The sequence below is a fragment of the Alphaproteobacteria bacterium genome, assembly GCA_030740435.1.
Taxonomy (GTDB): domain Bacteria; phylum Pseudomonadota; class Alphaproteobacteria; order UBA2966; family UBA2966.
Map to the genome: position 1 here is coordinate 1 of JASLXG010000232.1, position 11,014 is coordinate 11,014.

General features: G+C 65.4%; 10 protein-coding genes and 1 pseudogene. 5 read left to right on the forward strand and 6 right to left on the reverse strand.

Annotated elements, in window-relative coordinates; translation table 11 throughout:
• On the forward strand, positions 1-136 hold a 136-nt coding region (locus QGG75_21805; protein ID MDP6069862.1), incomplete at its 5' end, for a Rieske (2Fe-2S) protein.
• A 210-nt stretch (positions 137-346) separates the two neighbouring features.
• Here QGG75_21805 and QGG75_21810 read toward each other — a convergent pair.
• Both QGG75_21810 and QGG75_21815 read right to left on the reverse strand, forming a co-directional pair.
• The gene (locus QGG75_21810; GenBank protein MDP6069863.1) at positions 347-2,077 is read right to left on the reverse strand and encodes an adenylate/guanylate cyclase domain-containing protein; all 1,731 of its coding nucleotides are present in this window, start codon (positions 2,075-2,077) and stop codon (positions 347-349) included.
• A gap of 307 nt (positions 2,078-2,384) precedes the next feature.
• Positions 2,385-3,131, reverse strand: a complete 747-nt coding sequence (locus tag QGG75_21815) for a creatininase family protein (GenBank protein MDP6069864.1) — start codon at positions 3,129-3,131, stop codon at positions 2,385-2,387.
• Between the two features lie 185 nt (positions 3,132-3,316).
• Here QGG75_21815 and acs point away from each other — a divergent pair, with 185 nt between their 5' ends.
• Together acs and QGG75_21825 are read left to right on the forward strand one after the other, a co-directional pair.
• Positions 3,317-5,260 carry an acetate--CoA ligase gene (acs, locus tag QGG75_21820; GenBank protein MDP6069865.1) on the forward strand — a complete coding sequence of 648 codons (1,944 nt, stop codon included), beginning with the start codon at positions 3,317-3,319 and terminating at the stop codon, positions 5,258-5,260.
• A 104-nt stretch (positions 5,261-5,364) separates the two neighbouring features.
• Positions 5,365-6,009 (forward strand): TetR/AcrR family transcriptional regulator, encoded by a 645-nt coding sequence (locus QGG75_21825; GenBank protein MDP6069866.1) that lies wholly within the window; start codon positions 5,365-5,367, stop codon positions 6,007-6,009.
• Here QGG75_21825 and QGG75_21830 read toward each other — a convergent pair whose 3' ends face one another.
• A complete protein-coding gene (locus QGG75_21830) occupies positions 6,010-7,023 on the reverse strand; it encodes a phosphate acyltransferase (protein ID MDP6069867.1) in 1,014 nt (337 codons plus the stop codon). It abuts the gene before it with no gap.
• A gap of 160 nt (positions 7,024-7,183) precedes the next feature.
• Here QGG75_21830 and QGG75_21835 point away from each other — a divergent pair, with 160 nt between their 5' ends.
• Positions 7,184-8,329, forward strand: a complete 1,146-nt coding sequence (locus QGG75_21835; GenBank protein ID MDP6069868.1) for a citrate/2-methylcitrate synthase — start codon at positions 7,184-7,186, stop codon at positions 8,327-8,329.
• 374 nt (positions 8,330-8,703) lie between these two features.
• Here the strand turns inward: QGG75_21835 and QGG75_21840 are convergent.
• A pseudogene (locus tag QGG75_21840) lies at positions 8,704-9,213 on the reverse strand (DUF1013 domain-containing protein).
• Between the two features lie 161 nt (positions 9,214-9,374).
• Positions 9,375-10,376: an NAD(P)H-quinone oxidoreductase gene (locus QGG75_21845; GenBank protein ID MDP6069869.1), complete on the reverse strand. Its 1,002-nt coding sequence runs from the start codon at positions 10,374-10,376 to the stop codon at positions 9,375-9,377.
• A 114-nt stretch (positions 10,377-10,490) separates the two neighbouring features.
• Here QGG75_21845 and QGG75_21850 point away from each other — a divergent pair, with 114 nt between their 5' ends.
• Positions 10,491-10,679 (forward strand): DUF1192 domain-containing protein, encoded by a 189-nt coding sequence (locus QGG75_21850; GenBank protein ID MDP6069870.1) that lies wholly within the window; start codon positions 10,491-10,493, stop codon positions 10,677-10,679.
• A 178-nt stretch (positions 10,680-10,857) separates the two neighbouring features.
• Here the strand turns inward: QGG75_21850 and QGG75_21855 are convergent.
• A partial coding sequence (locus QGG75_21855; GenBank protein ID MDP6069871.1) for an IS5/IS1182 family transposase occupies positions 10,858-11,014 on the reverse strand: 157 nt, incomplete at its 5' end.

Genomic DNA, 11,014 nt, shown 5'->3' on the forward strand with positions numbered 1-11,014 from the left:
CTGCGCCACCCACGGCGCCCTCTTTCGCATCGAAGACGGCGCCTGCATCGCCGGCCCCTGCCCCGGCGCCCGCTTGACGCCGGTGCCGCTGGAAGTCCAGGGCGGCGCCATCGTGGTGGGCCCGGAGGGCGCTTGAGCCGCACCGAGGCCACGCCGATGCCATGCCGGCGTCGCGCAACACCGTCCGGCCCATGCTTTATAAGATGGGGTTTCGCGAGGTCATCAAGACGGCCAGTCTGGCCGAGGCGTGCCTATCCGGTCAATGCAGACACCCACTACATGTAGGGTTGCCGCACACGTCCTTTTTGCGGCAGCAATTAGCCACAACCAGACCTACCGCTGAAGTTCACTGAGGGAGGCCCGCCCGGTACAAACCTTCGAACAAGTGGTCGCGAGCTGTGTCAGGCCAGCGGTAAAGCGCGAAGCTGGCAGTAGAAAAGTCGGGCTTCAAGCGTATGATTTCAGCAAGTTCAGCGGAAGCCTCTTCGACCCGATCCAACTGCGCCAGCGATGCCGTCACCAGCGCCCGCGCAAAGATGTAGCCATAACGAACTTGAAGCGCCTTGTGCGCCCACTCGATGGCATCCTCGTAGCGGCGCAGCTGATAGTGGGCGCTTGCTCGGTCGCTGAGGGCAAAAAACCTGGTGGGATCAACAGGGTTCAGTCGCAGGGTGGCATCGTAGGCAGCGTTCGCTTCTTCATAGGCCCCCCCCTTGTTGATCAGCGCCAATGCGAGCGCAAGGTGGGGGTAGGAGTTGCCGGGGTTCAATTCGACCCCGCGCCGCGCCGCCACCAGTGCAGCGGAATTCCGGCCTAGCAATGTGCTGACGGAACTGAGTGCGGCGTGAGAAAATTCGTTTCTGCTGTCCAATGCCACTGCCCGCTTGGCGGCGTCGTGTGCGTCTTGCAGCGTTTTTTCGGGCGCAGTACTCCAATTCAGATAGGCCTCCATGAACTGCGCCATCGCTAACCAGGCATAGGCCAGACCGAATTCGGCATCGATTTCGACGGACTTCTTGAACAAGGCCTGAGCCTTGGCGTTGTCTGCTTCCTTGAACGTGTTGAAGTGCCACAAGCCTCGCAACAACCAATCATGGGCGACCAGATTATCGGGCCGCCGGCGCCTGGCACGCTCCGTTTCGGCAGTCATAACCGCCGGGTTGGTGGCGCTGACCACTTGTTCCGTGATCTCATCCTGCAGGGCAAAGATGTCGTCGAGTTCGCGATCATAGCGCTCGGCCCAAATGTGGCTGCCGCTTTGCGCTTCGATCAACTGAACGGTGATGCGCACCCGGTTGCCGGCCTTGCGCACGCTGCCTTCCAGGACATAGCGAACGCCAAGCTCGCGCGCCACCTGGGGGATGTCCACGCTGCTTCCCTTGTAGACGAAGGTCGAATTGCGGGCGATCACGAACAGGCCGCGAAAGAGCGACAATCCCGTGATGATGTCTTCGGCCATGCCGTCGGAGAAATATTCCTGCTCGGCATCACCCGACATATTGGCGAACGGCAAAACGGCGATGGACGGCTTGTCTGGCATCGCCAACCCCGCAGAAGCCGGTTTCACGATGCTGTCCAACACCAAGCGATAAACCTTGACCGGAGCGGAGACGTTCTTGACCTCGCGTTCCCCCATGTCCTCGTAGGTCGCCTCGATGCGATTGCGTACCTGCTCGTAAACACCGCCGGAAATCAATATGCCGCCGGGTTCGGCCAGGGCTTCGATGCGAGCCGCGACGTTGACACCTTCGCCATGGATGTCCTGGCCATCGTCGATGATGTCACCGAGGTTGATACCGACGCGAAAATCGAGGCTGCTTTCAGCGAAGCTTTGCTGCATTTCGACGCCACATTTGACGGCTTCGTGCACAGTGGGAAATTCGGCTAAGAAACCGTCGCCGGTGAGTTTGACGAGCCGGCCTGAGTGGGCCTCCACCGTGGGGTTGATCACGCCATCGCGAACCGCCTGCCAGGCAGCGACCGTGCCTTCCGTATCCTCTTCCATGAGGCGGGTATAGCCGACCACGTCTGCGGCAAGTACCGCGGCAAGGCGTTGCTGGGTGGACCGATCCCCCATGCTTCTCCCCAGAGCAGATTTGTGGTGGCAATTCTATATGAAGTTGGACGGCTGGCAATTGATCAGCGGTGCATGCCCGAACGTCGGCTCTGGGTCATTAGCGACCGATTGGGCGGTGTCGGTATGGCGTGTCGTTTACTCAATATGTAGTGGGTGTCTGTCTTAACCGGATAGGCACGGGCCGAGGTTCGCGAACAACTGCAGAGGCTTGCCGTCGATCTCTTGACCCGGCTCTCGCTGGCCATCGGGGTGGCCGTCCGGGCCGACGGCACCGATGCCCTGGCGGCAGTGGAATAGCCGCCTAGCCTCAGCTCTCGGCGATGAACTCGCGATAGTCGGCGCTCAGCTCCTCGACGGCCGCCGCGAAGAGCCGGCCGCCGTCCTCGGGGCTGGACAGCGATGGGTCCGAGCCGATGCGGCCGTCCGGAAAGCGGCGGCGGTAGTCCTCGCTGTCGGCGAAGCTGGGCGCCAGCTTGGGCGCCGGCTCCATCTCGGCCTGCTTGATGAAGTCGGGACAGAGGTATTGCGCCACCGAGACCTCCGAGGGCGTGGCGTGGTGCCCCTCGGCGTCGCCATAGAGTTTCTTGGCCAGCTCTCGCGTCTTGGGGCGGATCCACCAGTTGCGCACGGTGCATCTGAGCTCGCCGTTGCCGCCGCCGCGGGCCAGGCTGCTCTCGCTGTAGATCTCCGAGAAGGCGGCCTGGATGGTGGCCACGTTGCCGCCGTGGCCGTTGACGAAATAGAAGCGCCGGAAGCCGTGGCGGCCGAGCGAAACCACGTTGTCCCGGATGACCGCGATCAGGGTCGATGGACGCAGCGTCATGGAGCCGCTAAAGGCCATGTGGTGCTGCGCCATGCCGACGTTGATGGTCGGTGTAACCAGGGCCCCGGTGGCCTCGCCGATGGCGCCGCCGATGCCTTCGGCGCAAATGGCATCGGTGCCGATCAGGCCGTTGGGACCGTGCTGTTCGGTCGAGCCGATGGGTATGATGATGCCGTCGGCGCCATCGAGATAGCCCTCGACCTCGCTCCAGGTTGAGTGGTGCAGCAACATGGCGATCCTCCTTCGTGGTTGCACCTTGTGCCTGAACGGCCGGGATTTGTCCATCGGCCAGGCGCGGCGTTTCGAGCGCGTTGTTCCGCCGCCCATTTGAATCAATAATGCGTCTGCCGCGGTGCCATGCTGGCGGCTGCCCGCGGCCCCGCGGGCGCCTGTAGGATTTATGGAGGTCACCCCCCATGAGCGAGAATTCGCTGTTCCCCGTGGCCCGGGACTGGGCCGACAAGGCCTGGTGCGACAAGGCCGGTTACCAGGACATGTACCGCCGTTCGATCGAGGATCCCGAGGGCTTCTGGGGTGAGGAGGGCAAGCGTATCGATTGGCTCAAGCCCTACACCAAGGTCAAGGACGTCTCCTATTCGGGCGATGTCCATATCCGCTGGTTCGAGGACGGTACCCTGAACGCCAGCGCCAATTGCCTCGACCGCCATCTGGCCAGCCGCGGCGACCAGACCGCCATCATCTGGGAGGGCGACGACCCGGCCGAGGACAAGCGCCTGAGCTATCGCCAACTGCACGCCCAGGTCTGCCGCTTGGCCAACGGCCTCAAGTCGATCGGCGCCAAGAAGGGCGACCGCGTGACCATCTATCTGCCGATGATCCCCGAGGCCGCCATCGCCATGCTGGCCTGCGCCCGCATCGGCGCCGTTCATTCCGTGGTGTTCGGCGGCTTTTCGCCCGACAGCCTGGGCGGGCGCATCCGGGATTGCGATTCCAACATCGTCATCACCTCCGACGAGGGGCTGCGCGGCGGACGTCCCATTCCGCTCAAGGCCAACACGGATGCGGCGCTGGAATCCTGCCCGACGATCGAGAAATGCGTCGTCGTCAAGCGCACCGGCGGCGACATCGAATGGCATGAGGGGCGCGACGTCTGGTACCACGACATCACCGAGGCGGCCTCGGAGGATTGCCCGCCCGAGGAGATGGCCGCCGAAGACCCGCTCTTTATCCTCTATACCTCGGGCAGTACCGGCCAGCCCAAGGGCGTGCTGCACACCACCGGCGGCTACATGGTCTACACCGCGATCACCCACCAGTACGTCTTCGACTACCACGATGGCGACATCTACTGGTGCACCGCCGACGTGGGCTGGGTCACCGGCCACAGCTACATCGTCTACGGTCCCCTGGCCAACGGCGCCACCACGGTGATGTTCGAGGGCGTACCCAACTATCCCGATTCGTCACGCTTCTGGCAGGTTTGCGACAAGCACCAGATCAACATCTTCTATACCGCGCCGACCGCCATCCGGGCGCTCATGCGCGAGGGCGACGGGCCGGTGGCCAAGACCAGCCGCCAATCGATCCGGCTGCTGGGCACGGTCGGCGAGCCCATCAATCCCGAAGCCTGGCTGTGGTATCACCGGGTGGTCGGCGAGGGCCGTTGTCCCATCGTCGATACCTGGTGGCAGACCGAGACCGGCGGCATTCTGATCACGCCGCTGCCCGGCGCCATCGACCTCAAGCCGGGCTCGGCAACGCTGCCCTTCTTCGGCGTCAAGCCCGAGATCGTCGATGCCGACGGCCAGGTGATCGAAGGCGCCGGCCAAGGCAACCTGGTCATCAGCGACGCTTGGCCGGGCCAGATGCGGACGGTTTTCCGTGACCACGAACGCTTCAAGCAGACCTACTTTTCGACCTACCAGGGAAAATACTTCACCGGCGACGGCTGCCGCCGCGACGAGGACGGCTATTATTGGATCACCGGCCGCGTCGACGACGTCATCAACATCTCGGGCCACCGCATGGGAACCGCCGAGGTGGAGAGTGCGCTGGTCAGCCACGCCCTGGTCGCCGAGGCCGCCGTGGTCGGCTTTCCCCACGACATCAAGGGCCAGGGCATCTATGCCTACGTCACCCTGACGGTCGGCCAGGAGCCCAACGAAGCCTTGCGCGACGAGCTGGCAAAATGGGTGCGCAAGGAAATCGGGCCGATCGCCACGCCGGACCACATCCAGTGGGCGCCGGGCCTGCCCAAGACGCGGTCGGGCAAGATCATGCGGCGAATTCTGCGCCAAATCGCGGCCGACCAGTCCGACGACCTGGGCGACACCTCGACACTGGCCGATCCGGGCGTGGTCGATGACCTGGTGGCAAACCGCATGAGCAAATCGGCTTGAGCAGACCCGCCTGGGGGCCGCCTTCGATCGGAAAAGTGCTCTATTCTAAGGGCTTTTGCTTCGATCACTCTTGAAAACGAACGGTCGGTCGGTATATATCCATCATGGGCAAAGGGGCAGAAACGCGCGACGCCATTTTGCGACATGCCATCGGTCTGGCCAGCGTGGTCGGGCTGGAAGGTTTGACCATTGGCGGTTTGGCCAAGGAACTGGCGATATCGAAAAGCGGGCTGATCGCCCATTTCGGCACCAAGGAGGCGCTGCAGCTTTCGGTGCTGCAGGCCGCGGCGGGCATGTTCGGCAACCGCATCATCGTGCCCGCGCAACGCGCCGAACCGGGTGAAGCCAGGCTCAGGGTGCTGTTTGAGAACTGGTTGCGCTGGACCCGCCTGCCGGAGCTGCCGGGTGGCTGCATTTTCGTCAGTGCCTCGGCCGAGCTCGACGATCGTCCTGGAATCTGCCGCTATTTTCTCGCCCGCATCCAGAAGGATTGGCTCAAGAACCTGGAGGCGGCCGTCACCGAGGCCATCGAGGCAGGCCAGTTCCGGGCCAACATCGACGCCTCCCAGGTCGCTTTCGACATCATCGCCATTCACCAGGGCTTTCACTTTTTCGACCGTCTGCTGCGCGACGCCACGGCCGAAGTGCGGGCCCGGGCGGCATTCAATTTTCTTGTCTTGCGAGCCCGCCAGCGGGGCCCGGCGGAAGGCGAAGAGGGTGGCGAAGAAGAAGGCGCCGGCGATACTTGACTAAGATCCGCCTGTGGCGCCGCCGGTGGCGGCGGCGAGGCTCAGCGTGACGGCCGAGGCGGCCACGATTTCGTCGACGCTGGCGCCCCGCGAGAGGTCGGCCAGCGGCTTGGCGAAACCCTGCAGGATGGGGCCGATGGCGCGCCCGCCCGACATTATCTGGCTTAGCTTGTAGCCGATGTTGCCGGCGTCGAGGTCGGGAAAGATCAGTACGTTGGCCTGGCCGGCGACGGCGCTTAGGCGCCGCACCTTGTGCGCCGCGACGGCGGGGCTGAGCGCCGCATCGGCCTGCAGTTCGCCGTCGACGGCCAGCTCGGGCGCCAACTCGCGCAGCCGTTCCAGGGCGGCCCGGACCTTGTCGATACGGGCGTGTTGGGCGCTGCCGTGGGTCGAGAACGAGAGCAGCGCCAGCCTGGGCGGCTGGTCCAGCAGCAGTCTGGCGCTGGCGGCCGAGGCCAGGGCGATGTCGGCAAGTTCCCTGGCCGTCGGCTCGACCGTCACGGCGCAGTCGGCAAACAGCAGAACCCGATCCTGGCCGCCGCCATGGCCGGGAATCTCCATGACAAAGAAGCTCGACGGCGTCTCTATGCCGTCGGCCAGACCGATCGCCATCAAGCCGGCCTCGATCACCCGGCGGGTGGGGTTGGCGACGCCCGCCACCAGGGCGTCGGCCTTGCCTTGGGCCACCATGGCGGCGGCGAAATGCAGTGGTTTGCGCAACAGGCGGCGGGCCAGTTTGGCCTCCAGCCGGCGTGGTCCCTGGGCATAGCTTTGGGCCAGCTGCTCGAGGTCCGTTTCCGCGGGATCGGCGATGCGCACGTCGTTCGTAGCCAGGCCGGCCGCCGCCGCCGCCGCCGCCACCTCGGCCGCCGGGCCGACCAGGAGCGGCCGGGCGATGTCGTGCTCGACGAGCCGTCCGGCGGCGGCCAGGACGCGCTCCTCGGTGCCCTCGGCAAAGACCACGCAGCGGCCCTGCCCGCGCACCTTGGCGATGAGTTCGGCGACGATGTCCATGAGCCCCCTTGGCCCTGTTGGCGCTGTTGGCGCTGTTGGCCCTGTTGGCGCTGTTGGCCCTGTGCAAACCTGAGCTCTGGATCTTACCCCGTCCGCTGCTGCTTCATAACCTGGCACCTTCGCCCCAGCAAGCGACCAGCTCCAGACCGGAACCAGCACCATGAACGACCAGGCAGCGGCCGACGTCAAGATCCATAGGGGACTGATGGGCGTGCACTTCGATCGCACCGAAACCACCCATATCGACGGCCGGGCCGGCGAGCTGCGCTACCGCGGCTATTCGATCCACGACCTGGCCCAGCACTCCAGCTTCGAGGAGACGGCGTATTTGCTGCTGCATGGCGAACTGCCCGATGCCGACGCGCTGGCGGCCTTCGATGCCGAACTCAAGGCGGCGCGCAAGTTGCCCGAGGCCGTGGTCGAGATCGTGCGCGCTCTCGGCCAGGCCCATCCCATGGAGGTCCTGCGCACCGCGGTTTCGGCCCTCGGTGCCTTCGACCCCGACCTCGACGAGAGCTCGCCCGCCGCCATATTGCGCAAGGGCGTTCGGCTGACCTCGCAGGTACCCCTCATCGTCGCCAGCCACCACAACCTGCGCCAGGGGCGGCCGCCGGTGGCGCCCGATCCAGAGCTCGGCCACGCCGCCAATTTCCTCTACATGCTCAAGGGCGAAGCGCCCAGCGCCGCGGCGGCCCGACTGATGGACACCGATTTCGTGCTCCACGCCGAGCACGGCTCCAACGCTTCTTCGTTCACCGCCCGCGTGGTCTCGGGCACCAACGCCAATTTCCACGCCGCCGCCAGCGCCGCCGTGGCGGCGCTTTCGGGGCCGGCCCATGGCGGTGCCGCCGAGGACGTCATGCGCATGGCGGCCGAGATCGGCGAAGCCGCCAAGGCGGCCGACTACGTCAAGGCCAAGCGCCGGGCCAAGCAGCCCGTGACCGGCTTCGGCCACCGCGTCTATCGCACCGAGGATCCGCGAGCCCGGCACATGCGCGAGGGTGTGGAAAAGCTGGGCCGCGAGATGGGCCAGCCCCAGTGGTACGAGATTCTGCAGGCCGTGGTCGGCGCCATGCAGCCCTATGCCCGCCACGGCGTCAACGTCAACGTCGACTTCTATTCAGGCGTGGCCTACTACCTGCACGGCATTCCCGAAGATCTGTTCGTGCCCATCTTCGCCGTCGGCCGGGTGCCGGGCTGGACGGTGCAGGTGCTGGAGCAATTGGCCAACAACATCCTGATCCGGCCGCTGCTGCACTACGTCGGGCCGGAGCCCAGGGACTATGTAGCGCTCGACCGGCGTTAGGCGGGTTTCTCCGCTTCCTCCTTTTCGTTTTCCCCCTCGGCTGCGGCTGCGGCGGGGGCAGGTGTGGGCTCGGCAGGTTGGTCCGGCTGGTCCGACGGATCGGCCCGGCTGAAGATCGCATCGGGGTCCAGCGCCGGCTCGGGCTCGCTCTCGGGGGCTTCGGCGGCGGCGCCGAAGACGTTCTCGGCGGTGGCCTTTTCCTCTTCCACGGGCAGCCTCGGCGACAAATCCGGCGGCGCCTGTTCGGGCTTCACCTCGGGTGTCTCGGTCGCCGTCGCCGCCGTCGCCGCCGCCGTAGCGGCCGCGGCGGTGCCGGCGCCCTTGCCGCCTTGGCTCTTGAGTTCCTTTTCCTCACGGGCGCGTCGCCGCGCCTGGGCCTTGGTCACCGCGGTGTCAAGCTCGGCCTGGGTGCACATGCCCAGAGAAACCGGATCCATGGGCTTGATGTTGGCGATGTTCCAATGCGTGCGTTCGCGCACCGAATTGATGGTCGGCTTGGTGGTCCCGACCAATTTCGAAACCTGGGCGTCGGAGAGTTCCTCGTGGTAGCGCAGCAGCCACATGATGGCGGATGGCCGGTCCTGGCGCTTGGAGACCGGCGTGTAGCGCGGCCCGGAAGTGCGCGCCTGGGGCCTGGGCATGTTGGATTCGGCGAGTTCCAGGCGGGCGCTGCTATCGCTCAGGCAGCGCTCGATTTCCTCCGCTGTCAATTGGCCGTTGGAGATGGGATCGAGACCCTGGATGCCGACCGCGACCTCGTCATCGGCGATGCCCTTGACCTCGAGCGGGTGGAGACCGCAGAAGCTGCCGATCTGTTCGAACGTCAAGGCCGTGTTGTCGACCAGCCAAACGGCCGTGGCCTTGGGCATTAGGGGCGTCACCATTGGCTGCTCTCCTTCACGAGCCCGGTCCCGGTTGCCGCCGGAACCCATCTAAGGGGTTGGCTGTTTGGGCCTTTGCCGCCAGCCTGGTGCATGGCGGCGGCCCAGGTTGTCGCCCGGCCTCTGCCGAGGCGGGCGAGGTTCGCGACAATACCGTCTCGGTCTCAGTTTGTCAGCACGATCTTGCCGATATGGGCGCCGCTCTCCAGGCGGGCGTGGGCCTCGGCGGCGGCGGCCAGGGGATAGCTCGAATCGATCACCGGCGCAATGGCGCCGGATTCCAGCAGCGGCCAGATGTTCTGGCGCAAGCCCTCGGCCATGGCCGCCTTGGCCGCCACGCTTTGTGGCCTGAGCGTCGAGCCGGTAATGCTCAGGCGCTTGACCATGACGGCCAGCAACGGCAGCGTCACCTCCGCCCCCTCGAGAACCGCGATCTGAACCAGACGTCCCTCGGGCGCCAGCGCCGCCAGGTTGCGCCCCAGGTAGTCGCCGCCCACCATGTCGAGGATGACGTCGACCCCGGCGCCCGCGGTGGCTTTTTTGATTTCGGCGACGAAATCCTGTTGCCGGTAGTTGATACCCTGCTGCGCCCCCAATTCCTCGCAGGCCCGGCATTTCTCGTCGCTGCCCGCCGTCGTCAGCACCCGGGCGCCGAGCGCCCTAGCCATCTGGATGGCAATGGTGCCGATACCCGACGAGCCGCCGTGCACCAACAACACCTCACCCGGGGCCAAGCGGCCGCGCTTGAAGACATTGGTCCAGACGGTGAAGACGGTTTCCGGCAGCGCCGCCGCCTGCAGCATGGTCAGCGGTGCCGGCACGGGCAGCGCCTGGGTCTCGGGCGCGACACAGTATTCGGCATAGCCGCCGCCCGACACCAATGCGCAGACCGCATCGCCGAGCCGCCAGGCCGTGACTTCGTGGCCCAAGGCCACCACCGTGCCCGCCACCTCGAGCCCCGGCAGATCGGAGGCCCCGGGCGGCGCCGGGTAGGCGCCGGCCCGCTGCATGACGTCGGGCCGGTTGATGCCGGCCGCCGCCACCTTTATCAAAACCTCTTCGGCCGCCGGCTCGGGCCGCGGGCGTGGCACCGGCCGCAGCACTTCCGGCCCGCCGGGCGTGCTGATCTCGATGGCGGTCATGGTCTGGGGAAGGGCATCGCTCATTTATTGATCTCCAGCCGCAGCGAGAGGGATATCCGCGTTTGGGGCAAAGGGTGACATACTGCAATCGGCTGCGGATTAATAGCGCCGCCAGGAAAGGTTTCGGGAAGTAGGGCCATGAGCTTTGACGACGACGAAATCGCGCCGCCGCCGGAACGCCTGAGTGACGACGAATTGGCGCTCATGTCGGTCGGCGAATTGAACGACCGCATTGCCGGCCTGGAAGCCGAGATCGAGCGGGCGCGGCAAAACATTGCCGCCAAGCAGGAGCACCGCGGCGACGCGGAATCTTTTTTCAAATCCTAGAGTGGATCTCACGTAGTGAGATCCACTCTAGGATTCTTATCGCTCACGGCGGCGGGTCGCGTTGCTCCCGTTGCAGTTTTGTCACTCACGGCGGCAGACCTTCGGTCCGCAGCCTCCGCGGGGGCGCCGCAGTGGCGGCGGATCACGTTGCTCCCGTTGCACTAGGGTCCGTTGACAATTAACGCAAATCAATCATGGTGGCGACGAGGCTCAAGTTTGCGGCATAGCTTGTGTCGGTTTTGTCGTAGCGCGTAGCAATGCCCCGGAATTCCTTGATCTTGGCGAAATAGTTCTCGACCAAATGGCGCCATCGGTAGATATCCTTGTCGTAGGTG